The following is an 18,549-nucleotide window of genomic DNA, read 5'->3' on the forward strand; positions in this document are numbered from 1 at the left end:
TTGCTTGAGAAGAAAAAGCTTGTTATGGAAGACGAAACTCCTGAACAGGAAATAGTTGATGAACTGGAAGGTGAAATCAATTTTCTTGAACAAGAGTTTGAATCAGTGAAAGACGAAAACGATCCAACCACACGGGAGAAACAGGAGAAGGTCGAGGAAATTCTTAACGAGGTCCACGAACAGATAGACTTTCTGAAGGAAGTCTCGGACAAACAGCAAAAATAAAAAATTTTACTGACACACTGTGAAATAGGTAAATTGAGATGAGAAGACTTGATCGACGTGACGGTATTGACGATGTTGTTGGCCATATGCAGAAGATGTTCAACCAGTTCCAGGATATCACCGATATCGGAGGAAAGATGCCAATCAACATGAAAGAAGAGGATGGAAAAGTAATTATCAGCGCAGATATACCCGGCGTCCAGAAAGAAAACATCAACCTAAAAGCGGACAGAAATGGGCTAGAAATCTCAGCCGAATCAAAGGAAGAAATTAAGGAGGAAAACGAGAAATATATCAGGAAAGAAAGAACCTCCAGAAGGTACAGGAGAAAAGTTGCATGGCCGAAAGAAGTAGACCCCAAATCGGTTTCCGCCGACTATTCTGACGGGGTTCTGAAAGTTGAGGCAGAGAAGGAATCTGAAAACGAGAACTGGGATGTCGAAATAGATTAAAATCAGCTATCAAGAAACTCTGCTATAAACTCGCCATCATCAATTTCCTTTCTTTCAAACTCATTTTCCGGAGCAAATATCATCGGATTCTCCGGCAACACAAACTCTGAGATAAAGCTTAGGGCGGCCTCTGACTCGAGAGTTTTGTCTTTAGCTTCATCAGTCCAGTAATAACTTCCCTCCCATCTATCAGGTATCTCCATCCGGGGATCAAGCTCGGTCTCATAAATATCATCTTCAGGCACATAATGCATCTCAAAATCCTCCAGCTCCTCATTCAGAAGATCGAACGCGAAGGACTGACGTCTGAACTGCTCTTCAGCTTTTTCCTCATGTGTCGGTGCCTCGTAAACCAGTCGACCATTATGATCCTGTGGTCTTCCACGGTGAGGCTTGGCCTCATATGCTCTAACCCATTGCTCATCCAGATCAACCAGCATAAGATCTATCTCGCCGTAATACCATTTATTGGAACGGTTCTCGAAATCGCTTTTCTCCGAAATATCTCTTATATCATAATCAACGTTAGAAAGCACTATATCCCACGATCTATCATCATATAGCTCTATAGCTTCCTGGATAGCAGCATCCAACACCCTTCCATGATCACGTCTATCATCAGATTTTTCCAGGGAGTTCTCTATCTCCCAGTAACGGACATCCGTGCCTTCGGGTAAGTACTCACTTTTCAGGTTTCTCCGCCTTGCTATATCTTCCATCAAATCGGAGGGAACCTCCTCTATAGGGATAGCGAAATCATCAGCTTGATTTGAACCAGAAATAAGATGCTCAGAAAGCATCCTCAGGCACATCATTTGATAAGTAGATCGGGTTTTGACAGCCTTCGGATGCATCAAACATTATATCAAACAATTCTGACCGGGCATTAATTAATTTAACTGAAGACGTTCTCGCCTTCTACCCAGATGGTTTCATAGTTCTGTGAAGAGGATAAAATTGGATTGAAAACTCCTTCAGAAAAGTTCTCAAGCTTCTCATCTATGTCTCTCTGGTCGTCTTTCAAGACTTTTCCTCCTACATATGGCGCCGTATCCATCACACTGTAGGAAACCTGCATATCATCCGTAAGCCGGGTCTTGTGCTTCCATCCTTCTCTTTCTTCCAAAAAGTTTTGATCCAAGAGATGTGAAAACACATTTTTGGCCTCTTCAGCTTCTTCCTTCTCTTTTGGGTTGGTGTAGAACCACTCAGATACAATCTCTTTGTTCTTGAAATCAACCTTTCCCATATCTACAGGATAGTCCTCCACGTTACAAACATCCTTGAAGAGAACGCCATAACTGTTATCCTTGAAAGACTTGTACTCAAGCCATACACGGCCATTCTCCAGCTTATCATTTAGGCTTTGGTTTTTATGCATGGTTTAGAATGTGATTTGATCTCAACTAATTTATTTCAGAGGGAAATACAAACCGGATTTAACTTTTCAGGTCGAGTCAATTCTTGTGTCAAGGCTTCAGAACCTCGAGTATATGATAGAAGATCTAGAGAAGACCATTAAGTCAAAGAGGAAAGAGAGGATAAATCTTGAGAGAACCTCTTACATGCTTAATAAAGAGGAAGACGGCCGGAGCTTCGCCTTTCAGATATGGCGGTATGGTGACGGAAAACATGTAGATAACCATTTCAGGGAACTAGGCTATGAGAACCCTGACGACCTGATAGAATCACTTAGAAATATGAATGGTGAAAAACCGGAGAGAAACTTCCGACACGAGATGAAGGGTTTGAAACATTCGATGGAAGAAATTTACGAAGAATTAGAATCTGATTACTGTTTTTGATCCTTCTTCAAACTCAACCTGGTAGCCAAACTTCTTGATAACCTCCAGATTCGTTTCTACATGAGAACTGATCTCGGGAATCTTTATCTCTCCTCCAACTATCGCCATGAAAACGAGAAGCTGATCAGCCATGAATTCATCGACAGCTGCCCCCGAGGAATGAAACTTCTTAAACTCCCGGACTGCCTCTCCAGCAACTCCTTCAGATCTCTTTCCTTTTTCACCAATAGCATCAAAACCCGCTACAGAGTTCTCATACACTGCTTTCACCAGCAGCGAAGAACCTGTTGAATCTGTTTCCTCATAGTTAACTTGTTTGCCTATGGGCACGGAGACATGAGAGTTTTTCAGTTTTCTAGCGGCTTCATCTGCCTGGCGATCTGCCACTTGCTGTTCCCCCAGCTCCCTGGACGCCTTCGAATATATCTCAAACCTCTCTAGTTTTCCCCTCTCAGTCAATTCTATCTGCTCTAAAGAATGTTTTTCTGTCTCAAGTTCTGCCTCACCGCCCCCAGAAGGATAATAGCCTGTACTTTTCAAACCTAAGTCGCCCGAAAAGCCAAATTTCCGTAAAAGCGGAAGCTTAACATGTTTCAGATATGCAAAGGTCGGGGACCATTTCACATCAGTTCCTCCTTTAGCAGTTAAACGAAAACCGGAGTCAAGCTGTGAGGTTAACGGGAGAACAGTATCATATAACAGTGTTATACTACCTGCAGTTCCAATGTTTGAGGTAAATGGGTTAGCGTCTAACTCCTGAGGCTGAAAAATAAGCTCTTCCGAGCCAATCTCACCGCCCTTAACCTCTGCACCCGATATTCTCGCAGCGGATCTGACACATTCAAGGTGCTGGTTTTTCAGCCCCGGATCTGACCTATTACCTCTGATATTTTTCATGCGGAAATCCTCTCCTCTTATCACGGAGAGTGCAAGGGCTGTTCTCATCATCTGTCCTCCGCCTTTCCTCCCATCTATCTCGATCATGGATAAAAAAGTGGAAGCGGAATGATTTAACATCAATGACCGACGCATTCACACAGTCTCCGAAAGAACTAGAACAGTTCCTAAAATTCATAGAGGAAGATCTGGAAAATGTGAGAAGAGTAATCAATTTCTGCAGAGAGAAAGATCTGGACAACGAGTTTATGGTTCACGCCAAATCCGAGACTGTAGAAGAATCAGCTGAAAATGTAGGAATAGAGGAGGAGAAGATTGTAAAGACCCTTATATTCAAAGCAGGAGAAGAATTTGTAGCAGTTCTCTGTCCAGGCGACAAACGTGTCTCAGAGCAGAAACTTGAGGAAATAACTGGAGAAAATGTCAGGATGGCTAATCCTGATGAAGTAAAGGAGAATACAGGATATATAATCGGGGGAGTTTCACCTTTCGATCTTGATATATCTACTTTCATGGAGAGATCGATCCTTGAACATGAAGAAGTGAAACCGGCTGCTGGCTCTAGAGTAGTAGGAGTTACCGTAGACCCTGAAGAACTCAAACATGCTTTAAGTGCTGATGTAGCCGAACTAAGCTCACCTTAGAGTTCTTTACAACATACCTTCAAGGTAAAGCCGCTGAGAACTATCAGAGACTGTCAAAAATAACAAGCGTTTTAACTCTTAGAGCCTTATTCTTCCATGATGAACAAGGAAGAGCGGAAACAAGTAGTTCTACGGAACACATCTGAAATCGTACAGGAGGAAGAACTTGACCAAATTCTTGAGGAGAAAGACGAACCAAATACATACGTGGGCTACGAAACATCCGGACCTGTACATCTCGGACACTGGGCTTCCATCAGAAAGCTCAGCGACCTCCAGAAGGCCGGTTTTAACCTTAAGGTTCTTTTCGCCGACCTTCATACATACCTAAACAAGAAGGGAGAGGAGCAATGGATTCAGGCCATGACAGAGTACTGGGAGGCCACCTTCAAAGCATTAGGCCTTGACGCAGAATTCCATAGAGGTAGAGGTTTCCAGGAGAAGACAGAGTACTTCCACGACGTCCTTGAAATGTCACTGAATACTACTATCAACCGCGGACAGCGATCAATGAGCGAAGTCGCATCAGGAGACGACGACTCAAGAGCGGTCAGCCAGATAATCTACCCATTAATGCAAGCACTCGACATCGAGTATCTTGACGTTGACCTGGCTATGGGAGCGACAGACCAACGGAAAATACATATGCTGGCCCGTGAGGCCCTGCCAAAGATCGGATACAGGAAGCCAACATGCCTCCACCATCCGCTGGTTGTCTCACTTACAGGCGGAGATAAGATGTCTTCCTCACAGCCGGAGACCATGTTCCCGTTACACGCATCAGAGGAGACCATAAAAGAAAGAATCAAAGACGCTTACTGTCCTCAGGGGGAAACTGAGGAAAACCCTATTATCCAGGTAGCAAGGTTCCATATCTTCGGGGATGATGAAGAACTAGATATCGAAAGACCTGACGAGTACGGAGGAGACCATACATATGACAGTCTTGAGACATTGAAAGAAGACTTCAAGTCAGAAGATCTCCACCCACAGGATCTGAAAAATTCAGTAGCAGATCATATAGCTGGAAAACTGGAACCTGTTAGAGAAAGATTCAAACAGGATCCAGAATTACTTGAATGCTTGGAAGAGATCGGGCATGAGAAGCCGGAATATCAGCAGTAACCAGAACAGAGATTTAACTCTTTATCCCCAATAATTTATCGGGAGGGAATTCTGTTGGAAGATAGAATAGATCTAGTTAATCGAAACACTGACGAAGTTGTAAAACTTGAAGAGGTCCGGAATCAGCTGGAAAATGCTGAGGCTTCCGGAGAAAAAGATCCTAGAGCCTATGTAGGATATGAGACTTCAGGACCTGTACATCTAGGCCACATGACTTCTGTACAAAAACTTCTTGATGTGCAGAAAGCCGGATACGAACCTGTTGTACTCTGGGCGGACAGACACACAGAGTTAAACAACAAAGGAAAAAATGAATGGAACGATGAGGAAACCCGGGAATGGATAGACGGAATGACCGAATACTGGCAGGCAACATTCGAATCACTAGGTCTTGATGCAGAGTTTGTAAAGGGAACAGATTTCCAGAAAGACCCGGACTACCTCAACGACGTTATAGAGTTCGGAAACAAAGTAAAAATGAACAGAGCCTCCGATTCAATGGGAGATATAGCTGACGATGCCTCTCTAACAGTAGCACAGAATGCTCTTTACCCGTTGATGCAGGCACTTGATGTTCCACATCTTGATGTTGACCTGGCGATGGGAGGCACCGATCAAAGAGGAATACATATGAAACTGGCACGGGACAAGCTACCGGAAATAGGATACAGCAAACCGGCGGTCCTACATTATCCGCTATTGACTTCTCTAAAAGGTGAGGGAACAAAGATGAGCTCTTCCAAACCTGAGACAATGTTTCCTCTTCATGCAACAGAAGAAACGATCAAAGACAGGATTTCAGGCGCCTACTTCGATACTGAAGCTCTAGATGAATATCCAGAGGGAATAGATGAAAACCCTGTGATGCAGATAGCGGATAGATTTATCTTCGGCGCTGACCGAGATCTCCATGTTCTTACTGAGGAGTATGATGTGGATGAACAGTATTCAAGCATGGAAGAACTTTACGGCGATATTAGAGAAGACGAACTTCACCCTCAGGACGCCAAAAACGCTGTCGGAGAGGAGATAGCAGGAAAGCTTGAACCTGTAAGAGAAAGATTCAAGGATGAACCTAGGCTTCTCGAACCGGTTTCCGAAATGGGATATGACCTGCCGGAGTATGTCGAATAAACAAAGGTAGATCAAATTCAGAGAAACTATGACCGTTCTAGTTAAAAATTTCCTTACTTAAAGAGTTTCTATGCTGAACATAGACCTTTTCCGGGAAAAGCCTGAAAGAATCAAGGAATGTGAGATAAAAAGAGGTAATGATCCGGAAAATGTTGACAAGGTAAATGAACTTGATACAGAATGGAGAAACAAACTTCAGAAACTGGAATCTCTGCAACAGGAGAGAAATACAGTAGGTGATGAGATTGCGGATCTGAAACAAACCGGTAAGGATGCATCGGACAAGATTGAGAGAATGCAGGAGGTCAAGGAGAGAATATCAAAACTTGAAGATGAAGTCGATGAACTAAAGGAGAAGAGAGATACTGTAAGGTACAAGGTCGCCAATCTCCTGCATGAAGACGTTCCGGAAGGAGAAGGCGAGGAAGACAATATTGAGTTAAGAAACTGGGAGCCTGAGAATGGAAGAGACAAAGATTCGAAACTCGCTGCGGACATAATGCAGGAAGAGAATCTGTTGATGAGTGAGAAAGCTGCCGAAGTCAGCGGAGAAAGGGCATACTACCTGACTACAGAATTACTCAGACTGAACCAGGCGTTAACCAACTTCGCCCTTGATTTCATGAGAGACAAAGGATTTGATCTGCATCAGACACCCTTCATGCTTGAAGAAGATGCAATCAGCGCAGCGGTCGACATGGAAGCATTTGAAGACCAGCTATACCAGGTAAACGAAAACGGAAGGTACCTTATCGCGACCGCGGAACACGCTCTCGCAACTATTAAGAAAGATGAAGTGATTGATGAAGAACTCCCATTGAAACTTGGAGGTTTCTCAACCAACTTCAGAAGGGAGGCTGGAAAACATGGAAAACAGACGCGAGGACTCTGGAGGGTACACCAGTTCGAGAAAGTGGAACAGTTCATTTTCTCGAAACCGGAAAGCCATCTTGAGCATATGGAATTAATGACACAGAACGCTGAAGAAATTATGCAGGAACTAGGCCTTCCATACAGAGTAGTGGATATCTGTGACGGAGATATTGGGGATAAAACTTACAAGCAGTACGATATTGAGGTTTGGAGACCGCCTCTCGGAGAGTACGGCGAAGTCGGTTCATACGGTAGCTGTATAGATTACCAGACAAACAAACTGGGAACAAAGTTCTTTGATAACGGGGAGAGGAAAATACCGTATACTATATACGCAACAGCCCTAGCCAACCCGAGAATTATCACAGCTATAATAGAGAACAACCAGACAGAGAATGGGATCAGGATTCCGGAACCGTTGAGAGATTACATGGGAGGAGAGGAGTATCTACGGCTGGAATAGTTTACCACCTGCTAGTAACTATTTATTTTTTACGTTCGTTTATTAATACATGCCGTATGACCTCGACCCGAGAGGAGAAAAAGTAGAGAATATAAGAGAGAGTTATCAGAGCCGAAACCCGTCTTTAGTCGAATTACTGAACGCTGCAGACTACCTAACAAGGGAATATTTCGATAAAGAAAAAACCGGAATTATCGGAGGACTAACCACCGTCGAAGGAGCTCATTCGACATCGACTAGAAGGCCTGTCTCCGCGAGCATTGACATCGCATACGTAGACGAAGAAAATAACCTTGAACAACTGGGCACTGATTATCCCTCATGGGAATTTAAAGGTACAAAATTTGTTGATTATCAGCAATTATCTGACATAGATAGCAGAGAAGAAAAGCATTTGGAGATTAGTCTGGTTGAGGCTGAGGAATTTCCTTTATTCAATTTCACAAGAGACTTAATTGAAGAAGGAGATAACTATACTCTAACCGCACAAGATGGGTCAGGATACATACACGACTTCGACATCAGACTGGCGGATCCAGTAGAAAGCGTATGCTCAAAGTTCAATAGACTTCAGAACCGCGGAGGCATAACTAAAGGAAGTGACTACGTTGACATGGCCTCCCATCTACACTGGATGCATCAAAAAGATGAAAGCATGTTAGAGGAGCTCGGAGAGATGATAGATGAAAGAGTTGAGGGCAGCTATGAAGAAGCTGTAGAATCAATTCAGCGAGGAGCTGAAAACTTCAAGAAAGAGGAGAAAACATTTTTGGAAGAGCCGATCGAAGAGCTTGAAGAGGCGATAAGGTGACCGATATTCGGACCATCGAACCTATGCCATATCAAGAATTCAGGGAGAGATACGAGGAAGATGAGTACAACTCAATGGATGAAGCGCTCAGAATTTCTTCCCAGTTTTATGAAGAAGAAATGGAAGAAGATGCAACACTTTTCGGCAGCCTATTAGTACATTCGGATATCTACGGATGGAACAATTTGAACAGACCTACAGATAGAACAACCGAATTTCTTACAACAGAAGACGAAATAGCCCGATTAGGAGAGGAATATGATATATGGGAGCCAGAGGACAACTGTTATTTCCTTGACTATAATGGATGGGCGGTAGGCCTCATTCCTGTAGAAAAAGATGTTTTTGAAGGCGAATACCTGGAAGAGCCTATAACCATTTCTGAAAGCTTTCTTCAAAACAGCACAAGGATCGAAATAGACGGTAACGATCTCAAGGTATTGAGGCCAGAGATCAACTTCGGTATGAAGGCTCGAAGATATACAGATAGTCTTCTCTCAGAATCATATGTCAAGTCAAACGATTTGGCAGACATGGCATCAATGATGAAGTCCCATAGAAAACAAGAAAACGGGGAATATGATAGAAAGATGCTGGCGGATGTGGTGGAAGATTATACCGAAGGACAGTTCCCGGAAATTGAATGGTTAAAAGATACTCAGATACGAGTGGACGAACACATCACTCTCAACGATTGGAAAGATATCAACTTGGAAGCTGAAGCCCTCTACAAGGAACTGGAAAAAGCACCATTCTGATTTTTAAGAATAGCAGCACTTCTTTGTTTTGCATGGAAACCACAGTGATGATCGGGGAGAAGCCGAAAGTTGCTTCTCGACTGGCGAATGCCCTCGGAAACTACTCGACACAGGAGAACAGGGGAGTAAAGAACTATGTTCTTGAGACAGATGACAGAAAGATAATCATAGCTCCTGCAGTAGGGCATATCTTCAATCTTGAGCAGACAGAGGAAGGATGGGACTATCCAGTCTTCGATGTAGAATGGGAACCTATCTTCGAAAATCAGGACTCCGCAGATTATGTAAAGAAATACTACAACAATCTTAAAGACCAGTTAGGAAAGGCTGATACATATATCAACGCGTGCGACTTCGACGTTGAGGGCAGTACAATAGGAGGAACAGTCCTTAGAGAAATGGTTGACGCAGATGAAGAAAGAATTGAGAGGATGAAGTTCTCAACCCTAACTCCTTCCGATCTACAAGAAGCCTTCGACAACCTTGAAGAGTTCGACAGAGGTATGACCGAAGCAGGTATCACAAGACACATACTCGACTTCTACTACGGTATCAACGTTTCCCGTGCCCTGATGAAAGCCGTGAGAGCAGCAGACCGGTACAAAACATTAAGCACGGGGCGTGTCCAGGGACCAACTCTGAAGATTCTGGCCGATCGGGAAAGAGAAATCCAGGAGTTCAAGCCTGATCCTTACTGGGAGATTTATCTGAATCATTCAGAGTTCACAGCTCAGTGGGAGGATGATGAGGACAGAATCTGGGATGAAGAAACTGCAGAGAGAAAGTTCGAGAAAATAAAGGGAGAGAAAGAAGCTGAGGTCACCGACGTTAAAGTCAACAACTACAAACACAACCCTCCAATACCGTTCAATTTAACCGGGCTGCAGAGCGAAGCTTCTTCCCAGCTGAATATCTCACCAAAACAGACCCAGAGTATCGCACAGACACTTTATGAAAACGGCCTAATTTCCTATCCGAGAACTGAGTCACAGAAACTACCGCCGAAGATCGGTTACAAGAACATACTGAACAGTATAAAGGGACAGGAAAAGTACGATGATCTGGCAAAAAAAGTTCTGAAGAAAGACAAGAAAGATAACCTATACACAACCCAAGGAAAAAAGAAGGATGACGCACACCCAGCGATCTATCCAACCGGTGAATCACCTTCCGGATCATTATCAAAGAAGGAGGACCAAGTCTATGATTTGATAGTGAAACGATTCTTCGCGGTATTCGGAAAACCGGCGAAAAGAAAATCAATCACCTTTACTCTAAATGTCAAAGATGAAGAGTTCAAGGCCAAGTCAAAAATCACAGTAGAGAGAAACTGGTACGACCTCTACGAACCATATGTAAGAGTTGATTCAGCCAAGCTCCCGGAAATGGAGGAAGGACAGAAACTGCCCATCGACAGCTTTGACAAAGAGGAGAAGGAAACTCAGCCTCCAAATCGTTACTCGCAGTCAGGTATCGTGAATGAGCTTGAGACCCGTAACTTGGGAACAAAGGCGACTCGAGCAAAAACTGTAGATCGATTATATGACCGAAATTATATTGAGGAAAAGCCGATAGAGGTAACTGATCTAGGTCTTGTAGTTGTCGAAACACTTGAGGATTACAGCCCTGATCTTGTATCGGAGGGCTTGACGCGGGAATTCGAGGAAAAGATGGAGTCCATCAGAGAGGAAGACGAGAGCCGTGAAGAGGTTCTCTCCGAGGCTCAGGACAAGCTAATAGATACACTGACCAACTTCAAGGAGAAAGAGGGAGAGATCGGAGAAAAACTGGTGGATACAATAGATTCGGAAAGGAAAAGAAGGAGAAGGCTCGGACCATGCCATGAATGTGGGGATGGAATGATAAGGATAATCAAGAAAGGAGGATCCAGCTTCGTAGGATGCTCAAATTATCCTGACTGTGAGAACACTTACCCACTTCCCAATAATGGGAACATTAACTCGACCGACCAAGAATGTGAGGAATGCGGTAAACCAATGATCTACGTTGACAGAAAGAAAGGTAAGAACTACCAGATGTGCGTTGACCCTGACTGTCCGAGCAAGGACGATTGGTAAAAAAGCAGGTTAGCTTCTGCTCAACGCCCAGCTAAATCATACTTGTACCTTTAATGGGGTAACCAGAAAGCTGAATAATAAAAATTCTATTCGCCCTCACTTGATAAAAACTCGATGACGTTGTCGGTTCTTCCCTGGGCTTCCTCAAGGTTAAACTCTTTGCCCAGCTCCTCAAACTTTTGCCCGAACGCTTCTTCATCTCCGATCAGCTGCCTAATATCCTCTGCTGACTCAATAAACTTTTCACGGATTCTAATATTCTCCGGGTTCTCTGCCTGAATCGAACCGTAAAGCCCGGGTTTCTGGTTCAACATTCTCGCCGTTAAATCCGTTATCAGCTGGTAGACAGGTGAAGAGTAATTCGACATTTCCTCTCCATCGATCCCGGATTTCCTTATTGTTTCTGCAACTACAAGTTCGGAGAAATGAATCAGTCCCTGTACCAGTGACATGGCCTCATCATGGGATTCAGGATCGGTAATATGTATGTCAGCTCCCTTTTGTTTCCAAAACTCTTCCATCTCTGTCCATTTCTTCCCTTTCTCAGGGCATAGAACAATTTTTTGGCCTTCAACCGGGTTGCTGGGGGCGTACATGGGATGCATTCCGAGGACTTCGCCGGAATAATCTTTCATCGCCTCAACCGGTTTCTTCTTAACCGAGGTTACATCACAGAATAGAGCATCATCGGAAATCTCTGGGCCGATCTCATGAATGACCTCCAAGGTTACGGCGATCGGAACAGCGACAATTATGACATCAGCATCTTTGGCAGCCTCTTTGTTCGAACCGTAATCCCAGCCATGTTGATCTGCTATCTTTTCTGCTTCATCGGTGTTTGTGCCGGAAATTATTATCTCATTGCCGTCATCCAGATGGTTTCCCAGATGCTGTCCGAATTTGCCTGTACCACCAACGATTGCCACCGTTCTATCTATCATTATCCTTCGTTCCCACATTCTTTATCCAGAATATCGAAAGCCTTGTTAATCTCTTCTTTTGTAGTAGAGCCAAAACATATTCTAACATTCTCATCGCCTTCAGGTCCCATCGGTTCACCCGGAACCATAGCAACACCTTTCTCAACCATTTCAAGGCAGAAGTCCCACGAATCCGTTCCAACTTTCGGGAAAGCGTATATAGCTCCTTCCGGGGTTTCAAATTCCCAACCGATTTCATTCATCCTGTCTACCACCAGATCTCTCCTCTCCTTATAGGTTCTCCTCATCTGCTCGACATGTGAATCATTTTCCAGGGCTTCTACAGCTGCGTACTGAGAAATTCTTGGAGGACAAGCGGTAGTCGCTCGAGAAACTTTGGCGTAATGGTCGATGCTTTCTCTTCCCGAGATTATCCAGCCGATTCTCCAACCGGTCATCGCATGGTTTTTCGATACAGATCCAATGATGACAGAATTATCTGAATAAGACGCAGGTGAATAATGATCCCTGCCGTAAGTTAGCCTGTGGTAAACCTCGTCCGAGACCATTAGGCTGCCTGATTCCTCGGCGATCCTGCCTATTTCCCTGGCCTGGTCCTCGGAAAGCACATTACCGGTCGGATTGGAAGGCGTGGTAACCACAAACAGATCTGCCTCCGCTATCCTGTTTTTAGCCTCCTGCCTGAGCCGACCCTCGTTATTCCAGTACTTTACTTGCTCCCATTGGTTGCCGTTGACCTCGCTTATCATCTTGTAAGGCCCCCAGCAGGGATCGTTGAAAACTGCTTTATTTTTCGATCCTAGGTGAGCAGAGAATACTGAGTATAACGCTCCCATCCCACCGGTGGTTATCATGACGTTTTCTTTTTCCACCGATTCAACTCCTTGTTTCAGGTTTTCCTCTTCCGCTACAGCCTGTCTCAGTTTTTCTATGCCAAGCATCGGGGAATAGCTTTGTTTGTTTTTGAGCCCTTTCTTCGCTGAATCCTTAATGTGTTGAGGTGTATCAAAGCTGGGCTGGCCTATATCAAATCTTATGCATTCATCTTTTTCGGAGGCTTTGTGCGCTATCTTTCTTATCGAAAGATCAATATTCTTAACCTTATCTCTAAAGATTTCTTCCACCCTTTCTGTATGATCCAAGGTTTTTGACATCCGCGTAGGTTTCAAGGCATTTCATTGCTTTCTGGAATCTTCCCAAGCCTTTTGGTTCTTCGGCTTCTAGATAGAAATAATAATCTCCGAGACCGTCTCGAGTAGGCCTAGACTGGATATAAGAGAGATTAATCTTATGGTCTGAGAAACAGGAAAGCATTTTTGAGAGAACACCTGGGTCATCCTCTCCAGGCTCCAGTACCAATGAGGTTTTCTCAGGATTTTGATTTTTCTCTCCATTGATCACCAAGAACCGGGTAGTGTTCGAGGCTTCATCTTGAACGTGTTCCTCCAGAATCTCGAGATTATTTAGTTCAGCCGCCAGACCTGAACAGATTGCAGCCTCATTTCCCTCAATTTCCTGCCCTGCTTTAGCGGTTGAAGAAGATTCAATCTCTTCCCAGTCGTTGTCCTCTATCATTTCTCTGCACTGGCTCAGCGCCTGGGGATGGGATCTAACGCTCTTTACATCCTCTATATTATAGTTTGATGCAAGAACATGATCAATCTCAACGAGAACCTCTCCTGTCACCCCGGGATTTTTCTCCCTAAGAAGATCAATTGATTCACCGACTCCTCCACCAAGTGAGTTCTCAAACGGTATCACAGACACATGTCCTGATTCAACAGACTTCTCTATACTGGAGCAGGTAAATGGCTGATAATCTGAGAAGTATTGATCAACCGCCTGATGAGTGTAAGTTCCTTCAGGCCCAAGAAAAGCTACTTTCATTCAATTTCACCTCTTGCTTCTCCATTCTCCATTTCAATTAGAAGCTGTCCTAACTCTCTGCCTTTTTCCTTCGGGAGTTCCTGCCTTTCAAACAGTTTCTCGAACTCCTGTTTTGTCTTCTCCTGTCTACTGTTGTCGTCGACATCCAATTCCTTTTCTTTCTTGCACTCAGAGATCTCCTCAGCTATATTTATTCTTCGGGAGACCGCATCCACTATCTCAGCGTTAACCCTGTCAACCTTTCTTCTGTAATCCTCTAAGTCCATGCACAAATAACTATGCTTGCTGACTGTTTATAATTGGACGATTCCATCATCCTGTTGTGTAATCTGTGGTGTATTCAGAACAATCCTTTATTCTTCACGGATTCAAGCCCTTCATCAGTTATCTTGAACTGCGATGATTTTCCTTCCGGCATCGAACGGTGTTTCTCGATCTCAATCTCCCGAACTGATTTGTCGGAGTTCGAAAGCTTGAGAAGGCATTTCGACCAGTAACGTGGGACATCGCTGCCTACCAGTTCAATACTGTCCTCATCAAAACTGCTGTATACCTGATTTGTCACAAGCACAGGAATGTTGTTCTTCCTCGCAATCTTTGAAAGCTGTGATAACTGTTGTGATAATTTCTGGTTGACCTCCTGAACCTGATTTCCCTTTGCTTTTAATCGATACAAAGACACCATAGAGTCGACTATAACTATTCCCGGATCGTGTTCCTCTGCTATCTCCTCCAAGGAATTGATTGCATCTTCCTGCTGTCCAAAGTCAAGAGGCTCGTTCAGAACAATGTTTTCCAGCGCTTTCTTTGATGCAATTTGTTTGAATCTCTCTGGAGAAAAACCTTTCTCTGTATCAATATAGACAACTTTCTCCCCTTCCTCAGCTAGATGTGCCGCTGCCTGGACACAGAAATTGGTCTTCCCTGAACCCGATTCACCGAAGACATTGGTTATTATACCTGTCTCTAACCCTCCACTAAGGAAGGAATTGATCGGTTCGCTGCCAGTCGATACGCGTTCAACTTCCACGCAGAATGATTGCTTCCAAATCTTTTATCTTGAATGGCAAATTAACCGAAGGATTAAAAATAATACAGGCATATTATTTAGGTCATGTCAAAGGTTGCTGTCAATGTCGCAGACAAAGAAAAGTCGCTGATAGATAAGTTTGTGGAGAAAATTCCTGGCTACAAGAACAGGTCAGACTTCATACGGAAAGCCGTGAGAAACGAAATGAAAAGGGACTACGAAGTTCTGGAAGAAATATCAGGTTCTTGGACAGAAAAAGAAGCGGAAAAGGCCGAAAAAAGGATGAGGGAACTGAAAGAAGAGGATGTTGAGGCTTCAAAAACATGATAATTGATACAAACTTTGTTATAGATCTTCTAAGAGGCAGGAAAGACGCTAGAGAAAAACTTGAAGAACTGAAACAAAAACGAGAGCCATTAATAATTCCTCCTGGCGCAGTTTTTGAACTGAAAGTAGGTAAACCTGAGGACGAAGAAATAGACAAGATTCTAGGCAACCTTTCAAGAGCAGATTTAACTCCAGAAATAGAAAAGGAAGCCGCCATTATAAGAAGAAATCTTGAAGCGGATGGAAAACCTATAAGCTCTATTGACTATCTTGTAGCCGGGACAGCCAGAAACCTGAACGAGAAGCTGTTGAGCCGGGACACACATTTTGGAAGGGTTGAGAACTTAAGAGTTGAGAGATTCTGACCTCTTTTTTTATTCACGTCAACAAAAAAGGGTTTAAATGTTAGAGATACTCCAGTATATATGCCCCGAGAAGAGGAGGCCTCACTGCTCACGTATAATACTCACAGAGAGAAGTTTGAATCCGTCTATGAAAGGAACAAGTTTTATCGCGGCCTTTTCGGGTATAAACAGACGGTCAAAAAGAATGGGAAGAAGTATGAATACGAGAAAGACGGACTTATGGATCAAATACCGAATGCAAGAATCGATGATTCGGTATTCATAATATCAAAAGGTAAAGTCCAGAGAGTTGAGAATTACTTTATGGATTGGGGAGAAAAAGTTTCCCACCACATATTCAAGGTACTGATTGAAGACCGAAACATAATAGAACAGTTCAAAGACAAAGAAGACGGATCAGAAGAAGCTAAAACGTGATAATACAATGACAGACGACAATAACGACGAAACTGTAAAACTCCGGGTAGGAGAAGTTCCTCCAAACGCACAACAGGATATAGGAAAAGGAATAGTGAGAATCGACTCCAAGGTAATGGAGGAACTCGGAGTTGCAGAAGGCGAGGCAGTCGAAATCGAGGATGGAAGAAAAACAGTAGGAAGAGTAGCAAGGAGCTATCCTGCCGATAAGGGACTAGGAATCGCGAGAATGGACGGCTACATGAGAAAAAACGCGGGAACATCTCTGGGACAGAAAGTAAATGTAAACAAGGCCGACCTAAAAGAAGCCGAAAAAGTAACTCTAGCGCCAGCAGAAGAAGGCGTAATGATACAGGTACAGAATCCTAATATCTTCCAGAGAGCATTGAGAGGAAGAGCAGTAACCAGGGGAGATATAGTTGTGCCGGGAGATTCACAGGACAGAGAGAAATCCTTCTTCGACGATGTATTCGATATGGAAGCTGACCGGTTCAGGTTCTCCTTCGGACAGGACACCAAACTAGCTGTGGTTGGAACTAAACCAAAAGGACCGGTGAAAATCACAGAAAATACTGAGATAGAGGTCAAACAGCAGTCAGTGGAAGAAACTGAACAACAAGAAGTCAGGGTTCCAGAGGTAACTTACGAAGACATTGGTGGGCTGGAAACCGAGATCCAGCAGGTTCGGGAAATGATCGAACTACCGATGAAACACCCTGAAGTATTCCAGCAGCTTGGAATCGACGCACCGCAAGGAGTCCTGCTCCACGGACCGCCGGGAACAGGAAAAACACTGCTGGCGAAAGCAGTGGCGAACGAAGCCGACGCCACATTCATGTCAATTAACGGCCCGGAGATTATGAGCAAGTTTTATGGAGAATCAGAGAAGCAGCTGCGTGAAAAATTTGAGGAAGCTCAAGAAAACTCTCCAGCAATAATTTTCATCGATGAAATCGATGCAATTGCCTCCAAAAGAAGCGAGGTAGGTGGAGAAGTAGAGAGAAGAGTAGTAGCCCAGCTACTATCATTAATGGATGGGCTCGAAGAAAGAGAAAACGTCATAGTCATTGCAGCAACAAACAGAGTTGATGCAGTAGATGAGGCTCTGAGAAGAGGAGGAAGATTCGATAGAGAAATTGAAATCGGTGTACCAAACAGAGAAGGAAGAAAAGAGATCTTCCAGATCCACACCCGGAACATGCCATTAACTGAAGGTGTCGGACTGGAGGAGCTAGCCGATAAAACACACGGATATGTGGGAGCAGACCTCCACGCAGTATGCAAAGAATCAGCAATGAGCGTGCTGAGAAACGTCCTACCTGAGATAGATCTTGACGGCGAGATTCCAAGCGAAGTTATGGACAAACTTGTAGTTGATCAAGATGCAATGATGGAGGGAATTAGAAAAGTTCAGCCGAGCGCTATGAGGGAAGTAATGGTAGAACTACCGAAAGTCACATGGGAAGATGTAGGAGGACTGAACAGCACAAAGGAACAACTCAGGGAGATGGTTGAATGGCCTCAAAAGTATCCTGAAAGATTCGAGAAAATGGGAATTGATGTTCCAAAAGGTATTCTGCTCTACGGACTTCCAGGAACCGGGAAAACACTGCTAGCGAAGGCAGTGGCTAACGAAGCCAACGCCAACTTTATCTCGATCAAAGGCCCGGAGCTCCTAAGCAAGTACGTCGGAGAATCAGAGGAAGCTGTCAGAGAGGTCTTCCAGAAAGCGAGACAGGTAGCTCCATGCATCCTGTTCATTGATGAAGTCGATTCTATAGCCGCAAGAAGAGGTTCAAGGAACGATTCAGGAGTTGGAGACCGGATGGTCAACCAGCTGCTAACAGAGCTTGATGGAATAGAAGATCTCGAAGGAGTAACAGTGATCGCTGCAACAAACAGACCTGATCTAATTGATCCGGCTCTATTGAGACCTGGAAGAATCGATAGGGATATCGAGGTAGAGATTCCAGACCTTGAGGCCAGAAAGAAGATTCTCAAAGTTCATACAGGTGAAATGTCGCTTTCAGGCGACATCGACATAGAGGATCTAGCACAAAAGCTTGAGGGATATGTCGGTAGCGATATTGAATCGCTCTGCAGAGAGGCTGCGATGCTTGCACTCAGGAAAGATCCGGAAGCAGAAGAAGTCGAGATTGAGCACTTCGAGGATGCGATGGAGGAGACAAAACCGACAGCAACTGAAGAAAACAGGGAACACTACAAGCAGATGATGCAGAAGATGGATAAGGTTGAGAAGACTGATGACAGTCCTGACTACTACGCATAACCCTCCTCCACTTTTAATTTTTCTTTA

22 protein-coding genes are annotated in these 18,549 nt (G+C 44.0%); 14 read left to right on the forward strand and 8 right to left on the reverse strand.

Translation table 11 applies throughout. The features are described from left to right. Both BRC29_00310 and BRC29_00315 read left to right on the forward strand, forming a co-directional pair. Positions 1-225, forward strand: a complete 225-nt coding sequence (locus BRC29_00310; protein ID PSG98553.1) for a hypothetical protein — start codon at positions 1-3, stop codon at positions 223-225. Between the two features lie 38 nt (positions 226-263). Next, positions 264-677 (forward strand): heat-shock protein, encoded by a 414-nt coding sequence (locus BRC29_00315; GenBank protein PSG98554.1) that lies wholly within the window; start codon positions 264-266, stop codon positions 675-677. A 2-nt stretch (positions 678-679) separates the two neighbouring features. Here the strand turns inward: BRC29_00315 and BRC29_00320 are convergent, their stop codons facing one another. Together BRC29_00320 and BRC29_00325 are read right to left on the reverse strand one after the other, a co-directional pair. Then, positions 680-1,477, reverse strand: a complete 798-nt coding sequence (locus BRC29_00320; protein PSG98555.1) for a hypothetical protein — start codon at positions 1,475-1,477, stop codon at positions 680-682. Between the two features lie 95 nt (positions 1,478-1,572). Beyond that, positions 1,573-2,058, reverse strand: coding sequence for a hypothetical protein (locus BRC29_00325; GenBank protein ID PSG98556.1), 486 nt, complete (start codon positions 2,056-2,058; stop codon positions 1,573-1,575). A gap of 85 nt (positions 2,059-2,143) precedes the next feature. On the opposite strand from BRC29_00325, the gene BRC29_00330 reads away from it, so the two are divergent. Beyond that, on the forward strand, positions 2,144-2,482 hold the full coding sequence (locus tag BRC29_00330) for a hypothetical protein (protein ID PSG98557.1): 339 nt from the start codon (positions 2,144-2,146) through the stop codon (positions 2,480-2,482). On the opposite strand, the gene BRC29_00335 is transcribed toward BRC29_00330, so the two are convergent. Beyond that, positions 2,459-3,514: an RNA 3'-terminal phosphate cyclase gene (locus BRC29_00335; GenBank protein ID PSG98558.1), complete on the reverse strand. Its 1,056-nt coding sequence runs from the start codon at positions 3,512-3,514 to the stop codon at positions 2,459-2,461. The two genes, BRC29_00330 and BRC29_00335, sit on opposite strands and share 24 nt — an antisense overlap. Here BRC29_00335 and BRC29_00340 point away from each other — a divergent pair. The 7 genes from BRC29_00340 to topA all read left to right on the forward strand — a co-directional run bounded on the left by BRC29_00340 (position 3,502) and on the right by topA (position 11,265). Continuing rightward, positions 3,502-4,023 carry a hypothetical protein gene (locus tag BRC29_00340; GenBank protein ID PSG98559.1) on the forward strand — a complete coding sequence of 174 codons (522 nt, stop codon included), beginning with the start codon at positions 3,502-3,504 and terminating at the stop codon, positions 4,021-4,023. The genes BRC29_00335 and BRC29_00340 overlap by 13 nt on opposite strands. A 99-nt stretch (positions 4,024-4,122) precedes the next feature. Beyond that, complete coding sequence (locus tag BRC29_00345) at positions 4,123-5,148, forward strand: tyrosine--tRNA ligase (GenBank protein ID PSG98560.1); 1,026 nt, start codon at positions 4,123-4,125, stop codon at positions 5,146-5,148. 30 nt (positions 5,149-5,178) lie between these two features. Further along, positions 5,179-6,282 carry a tyrosine--tRNA ligase gene (locus BRC29_00350; protein ID PSG98561.1) on the forward strand — a complete coding sequence of 368 codons (1,104 nt, stop codon included), beginning with the start codon at positions 5,179-5,181 and terminating at the stop codon, positions 6,280-6,282. A 70-nt stretch (positions 6,283-6,352) separates the two neighbouring features. Then, positions 6,353-7,618 carry a serine--tRNA ligase gene (locus tag BRC29_00355; protein PSG98562.1) on the forward strand — a complete coding sequence of 422 codons (1,266 nt, stop codon included), beginning with the start codon at positions 6,353-6,355 and terminating at the stop codon, positions 7,616-7,618. Between the two features lie 49 nt (positions 7,619-7,667). Further along, positions 7,668-8,429 (forward strand): hypothetical protein, encoded by a 762-nt coding sequence (locus BRC29_00360; protein PSG98563.1) that lies wholly within the window; start codon positions 7,668-7,670, stop codon positions 8,427-8,429. Further along, positions 8,426-9,187, forward strand: a complete 762-nt coding sequence (locus tag BRC29_00365; protein ID PSG98564.1) for a hypothetical protein — start codon at positions 8,426-8,428, stop codon at positions 9,185-9,187. Before BRC29_00360 ends, BRC29_00365 begins: the two co-directional genes overlap by 4 nt. Before the next feature lie 32 nt (positions 9,188-9,219). Continuing rightward, a complete protein-coding gene (topA, locus tag BRC29_00370) occupies positions 9,220-11,265 on the forward strand; it encodes a DNA topoisomerase I (protein ID PSG98565.1) in 2,046 nt (681 codons plus the stop codon). Between the two features lie 86 nt (positions 11,266-11,351). Here topA and BRC29_00375 read toward each other — a convergent pair whose 3' ends face one another. The 5 genes from BRC29_00375 to radB all read right to left on the reverse strand — a co-directional run bounded on the left by BRC29_00375 (position 11,352) and on the right by radB (position 15,144). Continuing rightward, positions 11,352-12,224 (reverse strand): hypothetical protein, encoded by an 873-nt coding sequence (locus tag BRC29_00375; protein PSG98566.1) that lies wholly within the window; start codon positions 12,222-12,224, stop codon positions 11,352-11,354. Next, positions 12,206-13,360: a hypothetical protein gene (locus BRC29_00380; GenBank protein ID PSG98567.1), complete on the reverse strand. Its 1,155-nt coding sequence runs from the start codon at positions 13,358-13,360 to the stop codon at positions 12,206-12,208. Before BRC29_00380 ends, BRC29_00375 begins: the two co-directional genes overlap by 19 nt. Continuing rightward, positions 13,314-14,093 (reverse strand): hypothetical protein, encoded by a 780-nt coding sequence (locus tag BRC29_00385; GenBank protein PSG98568.1) that lies wholly within the window; start codon positions 14,091-14,093, stop codon positions 13,314-13,316. Before BRC29_00385 ends, BRC29_00380 begins: the two co-directional genes overlap by 47 nt. Further along, on the reverse strand, positions 14,090-14,359 hold the full coding sequence (locus BRC29_00390) for a hypothetical protein (GenBank protein ID PSG98569.1): 270 nt from the start codon (positions 14,357-14,359) through the stop codon (positions 14,090-14,092). The genes BRC29_00385 and BRC29_00390 overlap by 4 nt, the downstream gene beginning before the upstream one ends. Positions 14,360-14,433: 74 nt before the next feature. After that, entirely contained in the window at positions 14,434-15,144 is a 711-nt protein-coding gene (gene radB / locus BRC29_00395) for a DNA repair and recombination protein RadB (protein PSG98570.1), read from the reverse strand. 63 nt (positions 15,145-15,207) lie between these two features. Between radB and BRC29_00400 the strand changes: the two genes are divergently transcribed. Genes BRC29_00400 through BRC29_00415 form a run of 4 tightly spaced genes read left to right on the forward strand, consistent with a single transcriptional unit; the run spans position 15,208 to position 18,522 of the window. Continuing rightward, positions 15,208-15,450: a hypothetical protein gene (locus tag BRC29_00400; GenBank protein PSG98571.1), complete on the forward strand. Its 243-nt coding sequence runs from the start codon at positions 15,208-15,210 to the stop codon at positions 15,448-15,450. Then, positions 15,447-15,815, forward strand: a complete 369-nt coding sequence (locus BRC29_00405) for a hypothetical protein (GenBank protein ID PSG98572.1) — start codon at positions 15,447-15,449, stop codon at positions 15,813-15,815. The genes BRC29_00400 and BRC29_00405 overlap by 4 nt, the downstream gene beginning before the upstream one ends. Before the next feature lie 60 nt (positions 15,816-15,875). Then, positions 15,876-16,232, forward strand: a complete 357-nt coding sequence (locus BRC29_00410) for a hypothetical protein (GenBank protein PSG98573.1) — start codon at positions 15,876-15,878, stop codon at positions 16,230-16,232. Between the two features lie 7 nt (positions 16,233-16,239). Then, positions 16,240-18,522, forward strand: coding sequence for an ATPase (locus BRC29_00415; GenBank protein ID PSG98574.1), 2,283 nt, complete (start codon positions 16,240-16,242; stop codon positions 18,520-18,522). The last annotated feature ends 27 nt before the right edge of the window (positions 18,523-18,549 follow it).

The organism is Nanohaloarchaea archaeon SW_7_43_1 (genome assembly GCA_003009795.1).
Taxonomy (GTDB): domain Archaea; phylum Nanohalarchaeota; class Nanosalinia; order Nanosalinales; family Nanosalinaceae; genus SW-4-43-9.

Coding starts and splice junctions, on each gene's coding strand:
- BRC29_00315 (PSG98554.1), top strand. CDS start 264: ATGAGAAGACTTGATCGACGTGACGGTATTGACGATGTTGTTGGCCAT.
- BRC29_00320 (PSG98555.1), bottom strand. CDS start 1,477: ATGCTTTCTGAGCATCTTATTTCTGGTTCAAATCAAGCTGATGATTTC.
- BRC29_00325 (PSG98556.1), bottom strand. CDS start 2,058: ATGCATAAAAACCAAAGCCTAAATGATAAGCTGGAGAATGGCCGTGTA.
- BRC29_00340 (PSG98559.1), top strand. CDS start 3,502: ATGACCGACGCATTCACACAGTCTCCGAAAGAACTAGAACAGTTCCTA.
- BRC29_00335 (PSG98558.1), bottom strand. CDS start 3,514: ATGCGTCGGTCATTGATGTTAAATCATTCCGCTTCCACTTTTTTATCC.
- BRC29_00345 (PSG98560.1), top strand. CDS start 4,123: ATGAACAAGGAAGAGCGGAAACAAGTAGTTCTACGGAACACATCTGAA.
- BRC29_00355 (PSG98562.1), top strand. CDS start 6,353: ATGCTGAACATAGACCTTTTCCGGGAAAAGCCTGAAAGAATCAAGGAA.
- BRC29_00360 (PSG98563.1), top strand. CDS start 7,668: ATGCCGTATGACCTCGACCCGAGAGGAGAAAAAGTAGAGAATATAAGA.
- topA (PSG98565.1), top strand. CDS start 9,220: ATGGAAACCACAGTGATGATCGGGGAGAAGCCGAAAGTTGCTTCTCGA.
- BRC29_00375 (PSG98566.1), bottom strand. CDS start 12,224: ATGTGGGAACGAAGGATAATGATAGATAGAACGGTGGCAATCGTTGGT.
- BRC29_00380 (PSG98567.1), bottom strand. CDS start 13,360: ATGTCAAAAACCTTGGATCATACAGAAAGGGTGGAAGAAATCTTTAGA.
- BRC29_00385 (PSG98568.1), bottom strand. CDS start 14,093: ATGAAAGTAGCTTTTCTTGGGCCTGAAGGAACTTACACTCATCAGGCG.
- BRC29_00390 (PSG98569.1), bottom strand. CDS start 14,359: ATGGACTTAGAGGATTACAGAAGAAAGGTTGACAGGGTTAACGCTGAG.
- BRC29_00400 (PSG98571.1), top strand. CDS start 15,208: ATGTCAAAGGTTGCTGTCAATGTCGCAGACAAAGAAAAGTCGCTGATA.
- BRC29_00405 (PSG98572.1), top strand. CDS start 15,447: ATGATAATTGATACAAACTTTGTTATAGATCTTCTAAGAGGCAGGAAA.
- BRC29_00410 (PSG98573.1), top strand. CDS start 15,876: ATGCCCCGAGAAGAGGAGGCCTCACTGCTCACGTATAATACTCACAGA.
- BRC29_00415 (PSG98574.1), top strand. CDS start 16,240: ATGACAGACGACAATAACGACGAAACTGTAAAACTCCGGGTAGGAGAA.